Genomic DNA, 18,608 nt, shown 5'->3' with positions numbered 1-18,608 from the left:
CGTGGTACGGACGCCGGTTCGCTGGCGCGCTCCGCTCTTGCCGCGTCAACGGTCCAGAAGGGAGACGCCACCGCATGGGACGTCATAGCTTGCCCGATGACCACGCGCCGAGGGGAACCCGGTCCCCGTCTGCGTACCCTCGCGACCCCGGCCGGGCCTGCACACTCCCCCTGCGGACCGCCGGTTCGCGCCACCGTCGCCGCGGGGAGGGGTCACATCCGCCCGGACGACGGGCCGGGAAATCCGACCGGCCATGAATGCACCGGTTCACCCTCCTGCATCAGTTCCATGTAGCGGCGGGTGGTGGCCGCCAGCGCCGCATCCCGGCCCAGTCCGGCCTCCAGCGCCCGGTGATAGGTCTCCGCCTGCCAGGACGCGCCGTTCGTCCGGCGCCTGCACCGCGCCTCGATGACACCCAGGTAGCGGTCGCGGTCGGCCGGCTCGATCCCCCAGGCATCCAGGCCGGCGGCCGCCAGCGGCAGCAGCTCGTCGCGCACGAGCTGCACAGCCGGAACCCGCACCACACCTCCTGAACGGCCCTGGCGGGGCCATTCGAGTTCGGCCTCGATGCCGTAGCGGCAGGCGCGGTCGAAATTCCGCGCCGCGACATCGAAGGGGAGACGCTTCCACACCGGGCGTGATTCGTCGGCGAGTGCCCGGACCAGCCCGTAGTAGAAAGCCGCGTTGGCGATGACATCGGTGACCGTGGGACCGGCGGGCAGCACCCTGTTCTCCACACGCAGATGCGGAACGCCGTCGGTGAGGTCGTAGACCGGGCGGTTCCAGCGGTAGACGGTGCCGTTGTGCAGGACGAGCTCCGCCAGGCGGGGTACGCCGCCGTCGTCCAGCACCCGCAGGGGTTCCTCCTCGTCGCACATCGGCAGCAGCGGCGGGAAGTAACGGAGGTTCTCCTCGAAGAGGTCGTAGGCCGATTCGATCCAGCGTTCGCCGAACCAGGTACGCGGCCTCACCCCCTGGGCCCGGAACTCGGGCGGGCGAACATCGGTGGCCTGCAGAAAGAGCGGCGGCCTGGACTCCCGCCACAGTTCTTTGCCGAACAGGAACGGCGCGTTCGCGCCGACGGCCACCTGTACCGAAGCGATGGCTTGCGCAGCGTTCCACACGTCGGCGAACCGGGCCGGGGTGACCTGGAGGTGCAACTGCACGGAGGTGCAGGCCGCTTCGGGGGCGATGGAGGAAGACGTACAGGTCAGCCGCTCGACACCCTGGATGTCGAGCAGGAAGTCCTCGCCACGGGCAGCATGCATCTGATCGTTGAGCAGGGTGTAGCGGTCGACATCCGAAAGGTTCGCCGAGACGAGATCATGCTGTGCGAGCGTCGGCAGAATTCCGATCATCACGATGCCCGCGTCCACCTCACTCGCCTTTCTGTGGGCGTAGCCGAGACCGGTGCGCAGCTCCTCCGCCAGCTGGTCGAAGACCTGGCCCCCCAGACGGTGCGGAACGATATTTACTTCCAGGTTGAACATCCCGAGTTCCGTCTGGAAATCCCGGCTGGCGATGCGGTCCAGCACCTCCGCATTCATCATCCGCGGCATACCGTCGGCACCGGCGAGATTAAGTTCGATCTCCAGGCCCATGAGATTCTTCGGCCGGTCGAAGCTCTTCTCGTCGAGCAGCCGCCCGAGACCGGCAAGACATTGCTGGAGCTTCCTCCGGTACCGCTGCCGATCGGACGGGTCCACTCCGCCTGCCTCGACCTTCTCCCCCATCGAAGCGTCCCTCCTCGAGCCTGCGGTCACGTAATCGGCGTTCATGTCACCGTCGATAATGCCCAGACTCGTTGATCCGTAACTCCCCACGGCCGGCCCGCGCCGGGTAGGGTGACTCCGGATGGCATGTGGCACATGCGATCGGCATGAAGCGGGTGCAGATACCGAATCCGCGGAAGCGGCGAAAACGCCGACGTGTTTCGGCCTACCACTCACGCCGGAGCCCTTCAGGTCACAGACCTGCACGCAAGCTAAATCGGGAGATTCTGTACAAGAGAAAGTCCGAATACACACTTGCTTGCAATATCCACGTCAGCTAGCCGAAACATTTTCTGAACACGCGTCGTATAAACTCCGCGAACAAGGCAGAGAGTTGACGCCCCGGCCCGCGGAGGACGCACCTTCCTCCTGGCCGCCCGGCCCCCCTCAGGCCCCGCAAGCTGACAGCGCCGTCCGCACTGCCCGTGCATCACCGTGTCTCCGAAGCGAGAGGCGACCCACCATTATGCCGCTTTCCATCCCTCCGGCCCCCGCGCCGGCCCTGCGCAGCGTCCTCGCGGCACTCGATTCACCCACTGCCGTCCGCGAGGCCCGAACTCCTGCCCTTCGCTCCGCCCAGGGGCCGCTGGCCCCTGACTCCGCCCTTCCGGTGCACGTACTGGACGGCATCTTGGCGAGCGATGAGTCCCCGCGCACCCGGCTGACCAGCTGGCGCTTCCTGATCCGCAGCGGTGAGCGGGCGGTGGCCGCCGCCGACGCCAAGCTCACTGCCGATGGCTGGACCTTCTCGCACTTCTTCGAGGGGCCCTACATCGCTGCCACCGAGAACGCCCTGCGGCAGGCCGAGGCGATGAACAAGTCCTACCAGCCGAGGCTGCTGTCCGTCCCCCAGCTGTACATGATGACGCTCTGGCTGCACGCCGACACCGGGTCCGACGCATCCGACCCCGGTTCCACGCCGGCGCCCACGGACCTGCTGGTGCCGCTCGCGCCCGCGCCGCCCGGGATCGCCGCGCACCGCCCGCACCGGGTGTCCGAACTGCTGCCCGTGATGACGCTACGCCTGAAGCAGTCCCCGTTGCTCGGTTCTCCTGCCTGATCACCACCGGCTGCCGGTGCGCCCCGTGACCCCGTTCGAGTCACGGGGCTTTCTCGCCCATCGGACTAGCCCGGTCGGGTCACCCGGAACCACCCGAAGAGAAACCGGAGTTGGGTTGAACCGTCCGCACGGGTGATGCGTCCTCAAGCTGTAGCAAGTGCTGCCGCGAAATCCCTGCGGATTGGCGCCCGTGGGGCAACACTGGGACCGACCGACTGATACGGGGGGCGGCCATGACATCGACATCGAGCCGCAGGACACTCACCACAACGCAGCGAAAGAACGCATCCATGTGCCAGCACCAGCCATCCTGCCCGTCAGCCGACTCCGCCGACCGGGAGGCCGCGGTCCTCGTGGCGCACCACCCCGAGCAGGGCTGGAGCCTGCTGTGCAATGGCGTCCTCGTCTTCGAGGACACCGGCGAGCTGCTGCCGGACGGGCAGATCATCGCTCCGCACCGCCCGCTGACCGCGGGGCTCGCGACCGCCGCCTGACGGGCGCCCCCGGAGCGGCACCGCCCGCACGGACGGCACCCGACAACCGCTGAGCACCCATCCGGCAGCACCGAGGCTGCCGGAGACGACGAAGGGCCGGCCCGGGAGACATCCCCGAACCGGCCCTCCCGCATGTGCGTCAGGCGTCGTACGCGTCCAGCGGCGGGCAGGAGCAGACGAGATTACGGTCTCCGAACGCCCCGTCGATACGGCGCACCGGCGGCCAGTACTTGTCGGCGGGCGACACCCCGGCGGGGAAGACCGCCTCCTCACGGCTGTAGGAGTGCGTCCAGTCACCGCCGAGCGCGGCAGCGGTGTGCGGGGCGTTGGCCAGCGGGTTGTCCTCCGCCGCCCACTCACCCGAAGCGACCTTCTCGATCTCGCCGCGGATCGCGATCATCGTGTCGCAGAACCGGTCGAGCTCGGTGAGGTCCTCGCTCTCGGTCGGTTCGATCATCAGCGTGCCGGCCACCGGGAACGACATGGTCGGGGCGTGGAAGCCGTAGTCGATGAGGCGCTTGGCGATGTCGTCGACGCTCACCCCGGTCGACTTGGTGAGCGGCCGCAGATCCACGATGCACTCGTGTGCGACCAGGCCGTTCGGCCCGGTGTAGAGCACCGGGTAGTGCGGCTCCAGACGCTTGGCGATGTAGTTGGCAGCCAGCACGGCCACCTGGGTCGCCCGCTTGAGGCCGTCGCCGCCCATGAGCCGCACGTACGCCCAGGAGATCGGCAGTATGCCCGCGGAGCCCCACGGCGCGGCCGAGATCGGACCGATGCCGGTCTCGGGGCCCGCGGACGGCTGGAGCGGGTGGTTCGGCAGATACGGCGCCAGGTGCGCGCGCACGCCGACGGGACCGACGCCCGGGCCACCACCGCCGTGCGGAATGCAGAAGGTCTTGTGCAGATTGAGGTGCGACACGTCCGAGCCGAACTTGCCCGGCTTGGCCAGACCCACCAGCGCGTTGAGGTTGGCACCGTCGACGTAGACCTGGCCTCCGGCGTCGTGCACCGCGGCGCAGATGTCGGTGATGTGCTCCTCGAAGACACCGTGCGTCGAGGGGTAGGTGACCATCAGGACGGCCAGCTCGTCCGCATGCTGCGCGATCTTGGCGTGCAGGTCCTCGACGTCGACGTCGCCGTCCTCGCGGGTCCTGACGACCACGACCTTCATGCCGGCCATCACCGCGCTGGCGGCGTTGGTGCCGTGCGCCGACGACGGGATGAGACAGACGGTGCGTCCTGTGTCGCCGTTGGCCCGGTGGTAGGCGCGTACGGCGAGAAGACCGGCGAGCTCGCCCTGTGAGCCCGCGTTGGGCTGCAGCGAGACCTTGTCGTATCCGGTCACCTCGGCGAGCCGCTCCTCCAGCTCGTGGATGAGCGTCAGGTAGCCCTGTGCCTGGTCGACCGGTGCGAACGGGTGCATCGCGCCGAACTCGGGCCAGGTGACGGGCTCCATCTCGGTGGTCGCGTTCAGCTTCATCGTGCAGGAGCCGAGCGGGATCATGCCGCGGTCCAGCGCGTAGTCCCGGTCCGCGAGCTTGCGCAGATAGCGCAGCATGGCGGTTTCCGAGCGGTGCTGGTGAAAGACCGGGTGGGTGAGGACGGTGTCCCGGCGCAGCAGTTCCGCGGGCAGCGCGTCTGCAGTCCGCTCGTCGAGCGCCTCGACGTCGCCGTCCGCTCCGAAGGCGGACCAGACGGCAGCCAGCTGGACGCGTGTCGTGGTCTCGTCGCAGGAGACCGAGACCAGGTCGGCGTCCACGCGGTACAGGTTGACACCGCCCTCACGGGCCGCGGCGACGACCTGGTCGGCCTTCCCGCCGGTCCGTACGGTCAGGGTGTCGAAGTACTCGCCGTGCACGACATCGACGCCGGCGGCGCGGAGCCCCCCGGCGAGGATCGCCGCGTAGCGGTGGGTCCGGCGGGCGATCTCGCGGAGACCGTCGGGACCGTGGTAGACCGCGTACATCCCTGCCATCACGGCGAGGAGCACCTGCGCCGTACAGATGTTGCTGGTGGCCTTCTCCCGGCGGATGTGCTGCTCACGGGTCTGGAGCGCCAGCCGGTACGCCTTGTTGCCGTCGGCGTCCACGGAGACACCCACCAGCCGGCCCGGCAGATTTCGCGCGAACTTCTCGCGCACCGCCATGAACCCGGCGTGCGGGCCGCCGAAGCCCATCGGTACACCGAAGCGCTGGGTGGTGCCCACGGCGATGTCGGCCCCCAGCTCGCCGGGCGAGGTGAGCAGGGTCAGCGCGAGGAGATCGGCAGCGACGGTGACGATCGCGCCGAGCCGCTGCGCCTGCTCGATGACGGGCTTGATGTTCTGTACGCGGCCGGAGGCCCCCGGGTACTGCAGCAGAACACCGAAGACACCGCGCTCGGCAACCTCAGCCGGGATGCCGTCGCTCAGGTCGGCGACAACGACCTCGACCCCGGCCGGTTCGGCGCGGGTCTCGATCACGGCCAGGGTCTGCGGCAGCGCGTCGGCGTCGACCAGGAAGACACCGTTCTTGACCTTGCCGACCCGGCGTGCGAGCGACATCGCCTCGGCCGCCGCCGTGCCCTCGTCAAGCAGGGAGGCACCGGATGTGGGCAGCCCGGTCAGGTCGGCGACCACCGTCTGGAAGTTGAGCAGCGCCTCGAGCCGGCCCTGCGAGATCTCCGGCTGGTACGGCGTGTAGGCGGTGTACCAGGCCGGGTTCTCCATGACGTTGCGCAGGATGACCGGAGGGGTGAAGGTGCCGTAGTAGCCGAGGCCGATCATCGGTGCGAGCACCCGGTTGCGGTCGGCGAGCGAGCGCAGCTCGGCGAGCACCTCGGCCTCGGTGCGGGCCTCGGGCAGCCGCAGCGCCTCCGCGCTCTTGATCACTTCGGGCACCGCCGCGGCTGTGAGTTCGTCCAGCGAGCCGTAGCCGACGTGGGCCAGCATCTTGGCCTGGGCCCCGGCGTCGGGTCCGATATGGCGTTGTTCGAAGGGGATGCCACGCTCGAGCCGGGAGAGCGGAATGCGGTCGGCGGTCATGTTGGGAGGCCTCCTGGTCGATGCGACCTGCGAGAGGTACCACGGCACGGGTACCCGGACGGCCTCCCCCTCTGTCATCTCAACCTGAGAGTTTCACCGGCCCGTGCTGCGAGGCGCCGATTTTCACCGTCGGTGAGGAAGGGTCCCGGCCGTACCCGCCCGGTGCCCGCCCTGCTTTCCAGAGTGACCTCGTCCGCGCGGTACGTGTGCCTGAGAGATTCCGGGGAGGATTTGCTCCTTCGGCGCCCGCGGAGACTTCCTCCGGGGACTCTCCCGCGTGGGGTCAGTAGCCGCTAGCCAGCCTACCAGCGCGGCAGATCGCGGCACGCTCGAGTGGCCGAAGCCCCGGATCTGCACTTCTGTAGGGGTACGCAGCAGTTGCGACCAGTTGGAGGGACCGTGCAGACCGACATCGATCCGCGCAACCTGATAGGCCGCAAGGCGTTCGACCGCAACGGCGACAAGATAGGCACGGTGGACGAGGTCTACCTCGATGACGCCACCGGAGTGCCGGAGTGGGCCGCAGTCCGCACCGGCCTGTTCAGCCGGGACGCCTTCGTCCCGCTGGCTCCCAGCGAAATGGTGCAGGAAGCGCTTCGGGTGCCTTTCGACCGGTCTCTGATCAAGGACGCTCCGGACTTCGGAGTCGGCCGCCACCTGTCCCCCGAGCAGGAACTCCAGCTCTGTCACCACTACGGACTCGATGTATCGGCGCCGGCTTCTCCGCCGCCCCCCGACCGGGACTTCGGCCGGCTGGCCGGCGACGAGAGCTGATCCTCCGCGGGCGCGGGCTGCGCTGCTGCGTGTACCGGCGGTGCCTGTACCAGAGGCAAGGGGTCGGACGGCTCCAGATCGGGATCGTCCACGCCGAAGGTCCGGACCCGGCCGGGCGCGGACGAGCCCGGCTCCTCGAAGCGCACCGTCACCCGCCCCACACCGCTCCCCTGCACCCACCCGGCTCCGTACTCGCTGTGGCGCACATCATGCCCGGCGAGCCAACGGCGCCGGGTGGGCGGATCGGGCTCCAGGTCCGGCACGTCGGCGGGGCCGGCAGAGTCCGCATCCGCATCGTGCTCCCGTCCGGCGGCGCGCTCGGTCGCCGCCTGGGCGAACAGATCCTCCTGGGTGAAGTCGGCGAGCCCGGTGACCCCCACCCCGAGCAGCCTGACCCCTCCGGTGGTGTCCACCGGCTCCAGCAGCCGCGCAGCGGCCTCCCGCACGACTGCAGGATCGTCGGTCGGGCCGCGAAGGGTCTCCGAGCGCGTCAGGGTTGAGAAGTCATATCTCCGGACTTTGAGTACGACGGTCCTTCCGGACCGTCCGGCGGCGCGCAGCCGCTCCACGCACCGGTCGGCGAGCCGCCCCACCTCGTGGCGCACCCTGACCCGGTCATGCAGGTCGACGTCGAAGGTGTCCTCCACAGAGACCGACTTGGTGTCCCGCTCGGCGACCACGGGGCGGTCGTCGTACCCGATCGCCATCCGGTACAGGGACCCGCCGTGCGCCTTGCCGAGCAGGCGCACCAGTTCGTCCTCGCCTGCTTCCGCGAGGTGGGAGACCGTCGTCATCCCGGCCCTCCGCAGATGTTCTCCGGTGGCGGGACCGACGCCCGGCAGCGTCCGCACCGTGAGCGGGGCCAGCAGCTCGCGCTCCGTGCCCGGTTCGATGAGCACCAGGCCGTCCGGCTTGGCCCGCTCGGAGCCGATCTTGGCCAGCATTTTGGAGCCCGCCAGCCCGACCGACCCGCTGAGCCCGGTGACCGTCAGGATGTCCCGCCGCAGCTGCTCACCGACCCGCCGCGCCGATGCCGTGTCGTCGGCCGCGCCCCCCGCTTCCAGGTCGACGAAGGCCTCGTCGAGGCTCAGCGGTTCGATCAGCGGGGAGAGCCGCCCCAGCAGCTCCATCACCTGGTTGCTCACGTCCCGGTACAGGGCGAAGCGGGGCACCAGATAGGCCGCGTTCGGGCAGAGCCGCCGGGCCTGGGCCATCGGCATCGCGGAATGGACACCGAAGCGCCGTGCCTCGTAGGAGGCGGTGGAGACGACCCCGCGGGGCCCGAGACCGCCGACGACCACCGGTTTCCCGCGCAGGCTCGGCTTGGACGCCTGCTCCGCGGCGGCGAAGAAGGCATCCATGTCCAGATGCAGGATGGTCGGAACGGCTCTCACACCATCAGATGCTGCCCTACCGCACTGACAATCGGGCCACGGCGCAGCTGGGCGGCTCAGACGGCCCGGTTGCGTCTCCTGGCCAGTTCGTCCTCGGGGTTGTGCCCGATGAGGGTCTCGCCGGTGTCGATGCGTTCGCCGTGCAGCTGGGACAGGGCGGCCTGCACGTCGCTGAGCACCACTCCGACGGCGATCCCGAAGATCCCCTGGCCGCCCTGGAGCAGTCCGACCACTTCATCGGGCGAGGTGCACTCGTAGACGGTCGCACCGTCGCTCATCAGCGTCACCCGGTCGAGGTCCCCCGCATCACGGTCCTGGAGGTGCTGTACCGCGGTGCGGATGTTCTGCAGGGCCACACCGGTGTCCAGGAACCGCTTCACGACCTTGAGGACGACCACGTCCTTGAAGCTGTAGAGGCGCTGGCTGCCGGAGCCGTGCGCAGGACGCACGCTCGGCTCGACCAGTCCGGTGCGCGCCCAGTAGTCGAGCTGCCGGTAGGTGATGCCCGCGGCGGCACACGCCGTCGGCCCCCGGTAGCCGACGGTGTCGGTCGTGGGTTCGGCTGCTGAGCCGTGAAGCGGATACGGCCCGCTCTCCCCCAGGCTCCGCCCGGGGGCGCCCCCTGCCGTGCTGTCGCCGGTGCTTCTCACGCCGACCTCCGTCCTTGACCTGCCTTCTCGAAGGTAGGCAGTCACTCGGGGTGCGTCAACGATCGCCACACTCGGCACGCCGAGTGATAATCACCCTGAGAGTGGTTTGCCGCGAACCCCGGTGGGGAACGGCTTGCCGGATGCGCTGACTACCCCGGCCGGAGCGTCACTGGCTGTTGGTCCCGAAGTCCTCCGGTGAGATCTGGTCGAGGAACTCACGGAACTTCTCCACCTCGTCCTCCTGCTCGTCCGGGATGGCGATTCCCGCGTCGTCGAGCACCCCGTCACTTCCGTAGATCGGGGTCCCGGTGCGCAGGGCAAGCGCTATGGCGTCCGACGGCCTGGCACTCACCTCGACTCCGCTCGCGAAGACCAGCTCCGCGTAGAAGACCCCGTCACGCAGGTCGGTGATGCGCACTTCGGTGAGCTCCTGGCCGACCGCTTCGAGGACATCCTTGAAAAGGTCGTGCGTCAGCGGCCTGGCTGGAGCCATGCCCTGCTGGGCGAAGGCGATCGCGGTCGCTTCACCCGGGCCGATCCAAATAGGGAGATACCGGTCGCCTCCCACTTCACGCAGGAGCACGATCGGCTGGTTGGAGGGCATTTCCACCCGGACACCCACAACGTCGAGCTCGTTCACACAGCAACCCTAGGACGTGCCCGGCAGGTTTGGGTAGTCGGGCACCTCCGTGATCAGTACAACCGGACCCTCAGAGACGTCTGCACCAGCGCGGCGTGGAGCCGTACGGTCAGCGCCGCGAGCTCCTTCGTGGTCACCTTCGCATGCTCTCTGGTCTGCGGATTCCGGTTCAGGCGCAGCGGTGCGACGACCTGCTCGATCAGCCCCGCCTCACGGTCGGCTGCGGCTTTCATTGCGCGCAGATGCCGCGGTTCAAGACCGAACCGGCCCAGCTCCGCCAGAAGCCTGGCGACGTTCACCGCTTCGGCGTCATAGCCGCCTTCCGGCACCGCGGAAATCAGCCCGTAGGACTCCCACTCCCCGAGATCGGCGCTGCCGACCTCGGCGGCAGCCAGCAGCTCGTCCCTGCCGAGCACGGCGGCGGTCGAGTCCTGGATTCCGTCCTCCGGCGCGTCGTCGGGCAGCCCGGAGGCCGTGCCAGGGGCAGGCAGCTGCACCTGCTCCCCGCGCCCCAGCGCGTCGAGGTGGTCACGGATGACCTTGAGCGGCAGATAGTGGTCCCGCTGCATGCGCAGGACCTGCCCGAGCCGCTCGATGTCGGCCGGGCCGAATTTGCGATAGCCGGACGATGTGCGCTGCGGCTCGACCAGGCCCTCGGCCTCCAAGAAGCGGATCTTGGAGATCGTGACCTCGGGAAACTCGTCCCTGAGCAGGCTGAGCACCGTACCGATGCTCACCAGCCGGTCGTCCGCGGCGGCGGCGCCGTGGCCGGCACCGCCGTCCGTCGATGATTGCAGCATGGACCTTCCCTGAGGGGTCACACGCCCCGCTGGCTCGCGTAGAAGACCAGCCGGTACTTTCCGATCTGCACCTCGTCGCCGTTCGCGAGAGCGACGGAGTCGATGCGCTCACGGTTGACGTACGTGCCGTTCAGACTGCCGACATCCGAGACGGTGAATCCGCCGTCGGCACCCCTGCGGAACTCCACATGGCGCCGGGAGACGGTCACATCGTCGAGGAAGATGTCGCTCTGCGGATGACGGCCCGCTGTGGTGAGCTCACCGTCCAGCAGGAAGCGGCTGCCGGAGTTCGGGCCCCGGCGCACCACGAGGAGCGCCGAACCGAGCGGAAGGGCATCGACGGCCGCCTGCGCCTCCGGAGAGAGCGAAGGAGAGGCGGTCTGTCCTGTCGCCTCCGCCTCGTACGCCTCAAGACCCGAGATGGAGATCGTCGAGGTGGTCTCGGACGGCCGCTCGGGTACCCCGGCGCGCAGCGGAGCCCCGCAGTTGGAGCAGAACCGGCTGGCCTCGGCATTGCGATGGCCGCACCTCGTACAAACCGGCATGGACGCATCCTCCTGCCGCGACTGCCCGGCATGGGCACTGGTTGCGTACGGATCAGAGCTCAACCCTCGACCCGTACTTGAGGTTGATGCTTCCCCAGAACCTATGCGCCCCTGACCGGAGGGGTCAACAGACGACGCGCCACGATCACCCGAAATGTCACCGCCGGGACGGCCGATCTCATCGCGGAACAGCGGACGTTCGCCGCCCTGGTCCTCGCCTTCCGCGGCACGCGGGGCGCGGTGCCGGGCAGTGCTGTTGGCACTGTCCTGGCGGGCACTCTTGCCGAACAACTTCCCAAACAACTTCACGGGCGATTCCCCTTGACCGAAACAGACCCGCCCGTGGGGCAGGACGAACTCTCAATGAACACACCTGCCGAACCGGACATCCCTACAACGTCCGCATCCCTCAGACAGTTTCCACCACGTACCACGCTTACGGTGCGGCGACCCCCCGCAACCTCATGCCCTCGTCCCACGACCCTCATGCGCCACAGCCTCACGGCGAGGACGACCGAGCGTAGTCAGGCCGCTTCGCCGGTCGCAAGGCGTCCACAACCACCTTGTCGGCCCGCGTCACGGTGGCGGTGGCCTGCTCCTTCTCCAGAGTCTGCACGACTCCGCCGGGGATGTTGAGCGCAGGCTCCAGATCCTCGGGCTTGCCGATCACCCTGAAGGTGTACGGCGCACTGACCTTCTGGCCGTCCACCCGGATACCACCGCCCTGATCGGCGAAGTACGTGTCGGCCACCACCCGGATGTTGTTGATCTGGATGGCTTCGGCACCGGCTGCGCGCAGCTCCTGGATCGTGTCGAGCAGCATGTCCGCCTCGACCGTGCCGTGCGGGTCGTCGATGGAGAGGGTGATGCCGGGCCCCTGCGCGGCCTCGGTTCCCGCCAGGATGCCGAGCTGACGCGCCTTTTCACGGGTCTGCTTACGGGCTTCCTCGGCCTGGTCCGAACTGCTCTCCAGCTCGGTGCGCTGGCTCTGGAGACTCTGCTTCTCGTCCTCCAGGCGCTGGGTACGGTTGTCGAGCTCGTCGAGAATCCGGACCAGGTCCTCCTGACGCGCCCCGCGCAACGCGCTGTTGTCACTGTTGGACCGGACCTGGATCGCCAGCCCCAGGCCGAGCACGAACAGCAGCAGCGCGACGATGAGCTGTGCCCGCGAGACGCGCGGCGGCCACAGTCCGGCCATCAGACGCTGGCGGCCCGTCGGGCCGCCGCCGGCCGCCGAAGCCCCTTCGGCCGGACCGGCCTCGGGCGAAGTCGGCTCGGGACCGGCCGCGGCCGGCCGGCCGGCTTCCCCGGCATCCGGCTCGGCAGGCGTCCGCGCCGGCTTCTCCTCAGGTGTTTCGTCGTTGCTCATATGCCTCACGCCCGGAATACGTGCCGTCGAATGGCCGCGGCATTGGAGAAGATCCGGATGCCGAACACCACCACCACACCCGTGGAGAGCTGCGCCCCGACTCCCAACTTGTCGCCGAGGAAGACGATCAGGGCCGCCACGACGACGTTCGACAGGAAGGACACCACGAAGACCTTGTCCACGAAGATCCCGTCGAGCATGGCCCGCAGGCCACCGAACACCGCGTCGAGGGCCGCCACGACGGCGATCGGCAGATAGGGCTCGACCACCGCCGGCACTTCGGGCCGGACCAACAGTCCGACCACGACTCCCACGACGAGGCCCAGTACGGCGATCACGATGTGCCCTTCCCTGTGTCGGCCGCGCCCTTGTCGGTGCCGGCGGCCTTCGGCTGTGCTGTACGTACGATCAGACTGGCGGCCGGCGGAAGGCGCACCTCGCCCTGGACGGAGATGCTGGTGCGGATGCCGTAACTGTCCTTCAGCACCTGCAGAAACTGTCCGCCTGCGCTGTCCTGGAACTCCGAGCTCAAGTGCTTCCCGTCCCCCACCGCGAGCACCGTGTACGGCGGTACCAGCGGCCTGTTGTCGACCAGTATGGCGTCACCGGCCGCGCGGATGGCCGACAGGGCCGTCAGACGCTGCCCGTTGATGGCGACGGCCTCCGCGCCCGACTGCCACAGCCCGTTGATGAACTGCTGCATGTCCCGGTCCCGCACCCGGCCGGTATCGGAGAACCCGCTCGTCTCCCTGGGCCCGCCGCCGCCGCTCTCGTCGGTGTCCTTCGCGTCGTCGATCACCAGCTTCACGCCGGGGCCGTGCACCGCGGTGGCCCCGGAGAGCAGCGCGACCAGACCACCCTGATCACCGCCGAGCTTCTGAAGTGCCCTGCGCTGCCGCTCACTCACCTCGTCACGGAGCGCGTCGACCTTTTTCTGCTCCTCGTCAGCCGACCGGGTCTCCGACCCCACCCGGTCGATGAGCTCCTGGCGCTCCTTGGCCACCACCGGGGCTGCCACCCGGGCCTGCGCGGCACCGACCGTCACGACGACCGCCGCGAGCACCAGGCCCGCGGCGAGACCCAGCTTGGCCCGGAGCGGCCTCGGCACCCCCGCCTGGCCCGCGGCCGCACGCCGCGCGGTCGCCTCGGCATACCCGTCGTCGAGGCTGTGGTCCATCACGTTGTTCAGCAGCGACATCGACGCATCGGGACGCCTGGGCGGCGATGGTGTGCTCCGAATGGGGGGCTGCTGCGACATGCCGCACATCGTCGCACGTCGCGGCCACTGGTACCCAATGGCCCCACCGGTGTGCCGGAGGCGTTGAACCGCCCTGCCCGGCACACCGTCGCGACGTCAGTGACCTGCGCTCTCCACCACTGCCGACCACTCGTCGAGCAGTGCCTGCGCGGACGCGTCGTCGGGGCCCTCTGCCCACAGATGAGTGACAGCCTCGGCCGGAGCCGGCAGCACCATCACCCACCGTCCGTCGGGCTCCACGACCCGCACCCCGTCGGTGGTGTCCACCGACCGGTCGGCGGCGGCCTCCACCACGGTGCGCATCACCAGACCCTTGACGGCCCAGGGAGTTGCCAGGTCGCGACGCAGTACATGGGCCCGAGGGATACGCGCATCGATCTGACTGACCGTCAACTGGGTGCGCGAGACCAGACCGATCAGTCTGACGAAGGCTGCGGAGCCGTCGAAGACGCTGCTGAACTCGGGGATGATGAAGCCACCGCGTCCGTCCCCGCCGAAGATCGTGCCGTCCTCGCGGCCCACCCGGGTCAGATCGTCGGGTGATGTCGTGGTCCACTCCACCTGGGTCCCGTGGTACGCGGCGACCTGCTCGGCGATCCTCGTAGTGGTGACCGGAAGGGCCACGCGTCCACTGCGCCGCTCGGCCGCTATCAGGTCGAGCATCACGAGCAGCGCCCGGTCGTCCTCGATGATCTTTCCACGCTCGTCGACGAGAGACAGCCGTTCACCCACGGGGTCGAATCGCACGCCGAACGACGCACGTGCGGACGCCACGATCTCTCCCAGCCGGACGAGACCGGACCTCCGGCTGTCCGCGGTCTCCGTCGGCCGGGACTCGTCGAGTCCGGGGTTGATGACGAGCGCGTCCACCCCGAGCCGTCCCAGCAGACTGGGCAGCACCAGACCGGCACTTCCGTTGGTCGCGTCGACCACGATCTTGAGACCGGCTTCGGCGATGCCGGTGGTGTCCACATTGCGAAGCAGGGAACCCGTGTACGAGTCGAAGACACTCGCAGGGAAGTGCAGGTCCCCGATCTCCCCGGGGAACGCACGGCGGTACTCCTGCCGTGCGTACACCCGGTCGAGCTTGCGCTGTCCGCCGGCCGAGAGGTCGGCCCCGCGCTCGTCGAAGAACATGATGTCCACCGAGTCGGGCACACCAGGGGTCGTACGGATCATGATGCCGCCCGCGCTGCCCCGCGCGGTCTGCTGTCTCGCGACGGGCAGCGGCACGTTCTCCAGGTCCCGTACGTCGATCGCGCTGGCCTGGAGAGCGGAGATGACCGCACGCTTCAGGGCGCGGGCGCCACGGGAGTGGTCACGTGCGGTGGTGACCGTCGAGCCCTTCTTGAGAGTGGTCGCGTAGGCACCGGCCAGCCGTACCGCGAGTTCAGGGGTGATCTCCACATTCAGAATGCCGGAGACTCCCCTGGCGCCGAAGAGATGCGCCTGGCCACGGGATTCCCAGATGACCGACGTGTTGACGAAGGCGCCGGCCTCGATGGTCTTGAACGGGTAGACCCGCACATTCCCCTGGATGATCGATTCCTCACCGACGAGACACTCGTCGCCGATGACCGCGCCGTCCTCGATACGGCACGCCCGCATGATGTCGGTGTTCTTGCCGATCACGCAGCCGCGGAGATTGCTGTGCTGTCCCACGTACACGTTGTCGTGGACGACCGCCTTATGCAGGAAGGCACCGGATTTGACGACCACGTTGGAGCCCACGACCGTGTGCTCGCGGATCTCCACGCCAGCTTCGACCTTGGCGTAGTCACCGATGAAGAGGGGCCCCCTCAGCACTGCGTCCGGGTGCACCTCGGCTCCCTCGGCGACCCAGACACCGGGGGACATCTCGAAGCCGTCGATGTCGACCTCGACTTTGCCTTCGAGTACGTCGGCCTGTGCCTTGACGTAGCTCTCGTGCGTGCCCACGTCCTCCCAATAGCCTTCGGCGATATAGCCGTATACCGGCTTCCCCTCCTTCATCAGCTGAGGGAATACATCGCCCGACCAGTCGACGGAGGCATCGGCCTCGACATAGTTGAAGACTTCGGGTTCCATCACATAGATGCCCGTATTGACCGTGTCCGAAAAGACCTGACCCCAGGTCGGCTTCTCCAGGAAGCGCTCGACCTTTCCTTCTTCGTCGACGATCGTGATACCGAATTCCAGCGGATTCGGCACCCGGGTCAGGCACACCGTGACCAGTGCGCCCTTCTCCTTGTGGAAATTGATCAGGTCTGTAAGGTCGAAGTCGGTGAGTGCATCGCCCGAGATAACGAGAAACGTGTCGTCCTTGAGTGCCTCTTCGGCATTCTTGACGCTGCCGGCTGTACCGAGCGGCTTCTCCTCGTTGGCGTAGGTGAGCTCCATGTCGAGCTCTTCGCCGTCGCCGAAGTAGTTCTTGACCAGGGAGGCGAGAAACTGCACGGTGACGACGGTCTCATTGAGCCCATGCCGCTTGAGCAGCCGCAGTACGTGTTCCATGATCGGTCGATTGACCACGGGAAGAAGTGGCTTGGGCATACTCGAGGTCATTGGGCGAAGGCGCGTGCCTTCGCCGCCAGCCATCACGACGGCCTTCATGTCGGAAGCGTCCTCCTTGAAGAGACACGGTCCAGCCGACGTCACCCGTCCGGTCAGGACACCTGCGTCTCATACGCTATCCGGCCACGCTGCTCGGCGCGCATCGACGAGTTCAATCGGCTGTTGCGTCCGCCTTGACCAGTCGGCGGACTTGTACCACGTACAGGACTCCTGCCCACCAATAGAGTGTTGTACCCCACCCTGCGAACGCCCATCCAAGAATCGCCGCGAGGGTGCCGAGCCAACCGCTGTGATCACTGAGGAGCAACAACGGGAACGCGTACATCAGGTTGAACGTAGCCGCCTTCCCCAGAAAGTTCACCTGGGGAGGCGGATAGCCGTGCCGGCGAAGGATTCCCACCATCACCAGAAGCATCAGTTCGCGGGCCAATAGTGCGGAGGTCAACCAAATGGGCAGGATCTCGCGCCATGTGAGGCCGACCAGGGTGGAGAGAATGAAGAGGCGATCCGCGGCGGGGTCGAGCAGCCGGCCCAGGGCACTGATCTGGTTCCAGCGCCGGGCGAGCTTCCCGTCGAGGTAGTCACTCACCCCACTGAGCATCAGCACGAGGAGGGCCCAGCCGTCGCTGTTCGGTCCACCGAACTCGGGGCGGAGGATCAGCCACAGGAAGAGCGGCACACCGACGAGGCGGGCCATGCTGAGGATGTTGGGGATGGTGAGTACCCGGTCCGTCTGAACGCGGGTCTCCTGGACCTCCACCCGGGGGCCTCCTGTGAGGAACGTGCGAACGATGCTCCCTGACCTTACCCTCAGCCGGCGACGGTGACGGCACAGGGGTGGCGACGATGACACAGGAGTGGCAGAGAACCGTGTTCGCATTCTGGTCCGGAACGCAGAAAAGCCCCGCACCATAAGGTGCGGGGCTTCCCCACAATGATTGTTCGGCGGCGTCCTACTCTCCCACAGGGTCCCCCCTGCAGTACCATCGGCGCTGAAAGGCTTAGCTTCCGGGTTCGGAATGTAACCGGGCGTTTCCCTAACGCAATGACCACCGAAACACTATGAAATTAACGAAACCGGATATGGACACGGCTGTTCGTTATTTCAGAACTAACACAGTGGACGCGAGCAACTGAGGACAAGCCCTCGGCCTATTAGTACCAGTCAGCTCCACCCGTTACCGGGCTTCCACATCTGGCCTATCAACCCAGTCGTCTACTGGGAGCCTTAACCTCTCAAGGAGGTGGGAATACTCATCTCGAAGCAGGCTTCCCGCTTAGATGCTTTCAGCGGTTATCCTTTCCGAACGTAGCCAACCAGCCATGCCCTTGGCAGGACAACTGGCACACCAGAGGTTCGTCCGTCCCGGTCCTCTCGTACTAGGGACAGCCCTTCTCAATATTCCTACGCGCACAGAGGATAGGGACCGAACTGTCTCACGACGTTCTAAACCCAGCTCGCGTACCGCTTTAATGGGCGAACAGCCCAACCCTTGGGACCGACTCCAGCCCCAGGATGCGACGAGCCGACATCGAGGTGCCAAACCATCCCGTCGATATGGACTCTTGGGGAAGATCAGCCTGTTATCCCCGGGGTACCTTTTATCCGTTGAGCGACGGCGCTTCCACAAGCCACCGCCGGATCACTAGTCCCGACTTTCGTCCCTGCTCGACCCGTCGGTCTCACAGTCAAGCTCCCTTGTGCACTTACACTCAACACCTGATTGCCAACCAGGCTGAGGGAACCTTTGGGCGCCTCCGTTACTCTTTAGGAGGCAACCGCCCCAGTTAAACTACCCATCAGACACTGTCCCTGATCCGGATCACGGACCGAGGTTAGACATCCAGCACGACCAGAGTGGTATTTCAACGGCGACTCCACAACCACTGGCGTGGCCGCTTCAAAGTCTCCCACCTATCCTACACAAGCCGAACCGAACACCAATATCAAACTGTAGTAAAGGTCCCGGGGTCTTTCCGTCCTTCTGCGCGAAACGAGCATCTTTACTCGTAGTGCAATTTCACCGGGCCTATGGTTGAGACAGTCGAGAAGTCGTTACGCCATTCGTGCAGGTCGGAACTTACCCGACAAGGAATTTCGCTACCTTAGGATGGTTATAGTTACCACCGCCGTTTACTGGCGCTTAAGTTCTCAGCTTCGCACGCCCGAAAGCGCACTAACCGGTCCCCTTAACGTTCCAGCACCGGGCAGGCGTCAGTCCGTATACATCGCCTTACGGCTTCGCACGGACCTGTGTTTTTAGTAAACAGTCG

The 18,608-nt window shown here is 67.2% G+C and carries 15 protein-coding genes, 2 rRNA genes and 1 riboswitch (1 of these 18 only partly in view); of the genes, 3 read left to right on the top strand and 14 right to left on the bottom strand.

Annotation, left to right across the window (positions count from 1 at the left end; all coding sequences use genetic code 11):
- Positions 1–212: 212 nt before the first annotated feature.
- A complete protein-coding gene (locus OHS16_RS27545; protein ID WP_328541010.1) occupies positions 213–1,733 on the bottom strand; it encodes a glutamate--cysteine ligase in 1,521 nt (506 codons plus the stop codon).
- A 505-nt stretch (positions 1,734–2,238) separates the two neighbouring features.
- On the opposite strand from OHS16_RS27545, the gene OHS16_RS27540 reads away from it, so the two are divergent.
- Positions 2,239–2,832 (top strand): hypothetical protein, encoded by a 594-nt coding sequence (locus tag OHS16_RS27540; protein ID WP_328539934.1) that lies wholly within the window; start codon positions 2,239–2,241, stop codon positions 2,830–2,832.
- 290 nt (positions 2,833–3,122) lie between these two features.
- Entirely contained in the window at positions 3,123–3,326 is a 204-nt protein-coding gene (locus OHS16_RS27535) for a DUF5999 family protein (protein ID WP_328539933.1), read from the top strand.
- A gap of 139 nt (positions 3,327–3,465) precedes the next feature.
- On the opposite strand, the gene gcvP is transcribed toward OHS16_RS27535, so the two are convergent.
- On the bottom strand, positions 3,466–6,351 hold the full coding sequence (gcvP, locus tag OHS16_RS27530; RefSeq protein WP_328539932.1) for an aminomethyl-transferring glycine dehydrogenase: 2,886 nt from the start codon (positions 6,349–6,351) through the stop codon (positions 3,466–3,468).
- A 188-nt stretch (positions 6,352–6,539) separates the two neighbouring features.
- Positions 6,540–6,637, bottom strand: a riboswitch (glycine riboswitch).
- 113 nt (positions 6,638–6,750) lie between these two features.
- Between gcvP and OHS16_RS27525 the strand changes: the two genes are divergently transcribed.
- Positions 6,751–7,125: a PRC-barrel domain-containing protein gene (locus OHS16_RS27525; RefSeq protein WP_328539931.1), complete on the top strand. Its 375-nt coding sequence runs from the start codon at positions 6,751–6,753 to the stop codon at positions 7,123–7,125.
- Here OHS16_RS27525 and OHS16_RS27520 read toward each other — a convergent pair.
- The 12 genes from OHS16_RS27520 to OHS16_RS27465 all read right to left on the bottom strand — a co-directional run.
- A complete protein-coding gene (locus OHS16_RS27520; RefSeq protein WP_328539930.1) occupies positions 7,044–8,519 on the bottom strand; it encodes a DNA polymerase IV in 1,476 nt (491 codons plus the stop codon). The genes OHS16_RS27525 and OHS16_RS27520 overlap by 82 nt on opposite strands.
- Positions 8,520–8,575: 56 nt before the next feature.
- Complete coding sequence (locus OHS16_RS27515) at positions 8,576–9,169, bottom strand: MerR family transcriptional regulator (protein WP_328539929.1); 594 nt, start codon at positions 9,167–9,169, stop codon at positions 8,576–8,578.
- Between the two features lie 166 nt (positions 9,170–9,335).
- Positions 9,336–9,809 carry a bifunctional nuclease family protein gene (locus tag OHS16_RS27510; RefSeq protein WP_033327106.1) on the bottom strand — a complete coding sequence of 158 codons (474 nt, stop codon included), beginning with the start codon at positions 9,807–9,809 and terminating at the stop codon, positions 9,336–9,338.
- Positions 9,810–9,862: 53 nt separating this feature from the next.
- On the bottom strand, positions 9,863–10,609 hold the full coding sequence (gene ftsR, locus OHS16_RS27505) for a transcriptional regulator FtsR (RefSeq protein ID WP_328539928.1): 747 nt from the start codon (positions 10,607–10,609) through the stop codon (positions 9,863–9,865).
- A gap of 17 nt (positions 10,610–10,626) precedes the next feature.
- Positions 10,627–11,505 (bottom strand): FHA domain-containing protein, encoded by an 879-nt coding sequence (locus OHS16_RS27500; protein WP_328541009.1) that lies wholly within the window; start codon positions 11,503–11,505, stop codon positions 10,627–10,629.
- 148 nt (positions 11,506–11,653) lie between these two features.
- A complete protein-coding gene (locus OHS16_RS27495; protein WP_328539927.1) occupies positions 11,654–12,523 on the bottom strand; it encodes a DUF881 domain-containing protein in 870 nt (289 codons plus the stop codon).
- Between the two features lie 5 nt (positions 12,524–12,528).
- Entirely contained in the window at positions 12,529–12,861 is a 333-nt protein-coding gene (locus OHS16_RS27490) for a small basic family protein (RefSeq protein WP_023543062.1), read from the bottom strand.
- Positions 12,858–13,781 carry a DUF881 domain-containing protein gene (locus tag OHS16_RS27485; protein ID WP_328539926.1) on the bottom strand — a complete coding sequence of 308 codons (924 nt, stop codon included), beginning with the start codon at positions 13,779–13,781 and terminating at the stop codon, positions 12,858–12,860. Before OHS16_RS27485 ends, OHS16_RS27490 begins: the two co-directional genes overlap by 4 nt.
- 96 nt (positions 13,782–13,877) lie before the next feature.
- Entirely contained in the window at positions 13,878–16,373 is a 2,496-nt protein-coding gene (locus OHS16_RS27480; protein ID WP_328539925.1) for a mannose-1-phosphate guanyltransferase, read from the bottom strand.
- Between the two features lie 112 nt (positions 16,374–16,485).
- A complete protein-coding gene (locus tag OHS16_RS27475) occupies positions 16,486–17,094 on the bottom strand; it encodes a CDP-alcohol phosphatidyltransferase family protein (protein WP_328539924.1) in 609 nt (202 codons plus the stop codon).
- A 180-nt stretch (positions 17,095–17,274) separates the two neighbouring features.
- Positions 17,275–17,391 (bottom strand): 5S ribosomal RNA (gene rrf, locus OHS16_RS27470).
- Between the two features lie 78 nt (positions 17,392–17,469).
- Positions 17,470–18,608: ribosomal RNA gene (locus OHS16_RS27465) — 23S ribosomal RNA — on the bottom strand; it runs 1,985 nt beyond the window's last position.

The sequence above is a fragment of the Streptomyces sp. NBC_00344 genome (assembly GCF_036088315.1).
Taxonomy (GTDB): domain Bacteria; phylum Actinomycetota; class Actinomycetes; order Streptomycetales; family Streptomycetaceae; genus Streptomyces.
Note: the sequence above shows the minus strand (reverse complement) of the source record. Positions and strands in the feature narration are given on the sequence as shown.

Bases quoted from the DNA above. Each gene is read 5' to 3' on its own strand.
- OHS16_RS27495 (WP_328539927.1), bottom strand. From the start codon at position 12,523: ATGAGCAACGACGAAACACCTGAGGAGAAGCCGGCGCGGACGCCTGCC.
- OHS16_RS27535 (WP_328539933.1), top strand. From the start codon at position 3,123: ATGTGCCAGCACCAGCCATCCTGCCCGTCAGCCGACTCCGCCGACCGG.
- OHS16_RS27545 (WP_328541010.1), bottom strand. From the start codon at position 1,733: ATGGGGGAGAAGGTCGAGGCAGGCGGAGTGGACCCGTCCGATCGGCAG.
- OHS16_RS27540 (WP_328539934.1), top strand. From the start codon at position 2,239: ATGCCGCTTTCCATCCCTCCGGCCCCCGCGCCGGCCCTGCGCAGCGTC.
- OHS16_RS27480 (WP_328539925.1), bottom strand. From the start codon at position 16,373: ATGAAGGCCGTCGTGATGGCTGGCGGCGAAGGCACGCGCCTTCGCCCA.
- ftsR (WP_328539928.1), bottom strand. From the start codon at position 10,609: ATGCTGCAATCATCGACGGACGGCGGTGCCGGCCACGGCGCCGCCGCC.
- OHS16_RS27485 (WP_328539926.1), bottom strand. From the start codon at position 13,781: ATGTCGCAGCAGCCCCCCATTCGGAGCACACCATCGCCGCCCAGGCGT.
- gcvP (WP_328539932.1), bottom strand. From the start codon at position 6,351: ATGACCGCCGACCGCATTCCGCTCTCCCGGCTCGAGCGTGGCATCCCC.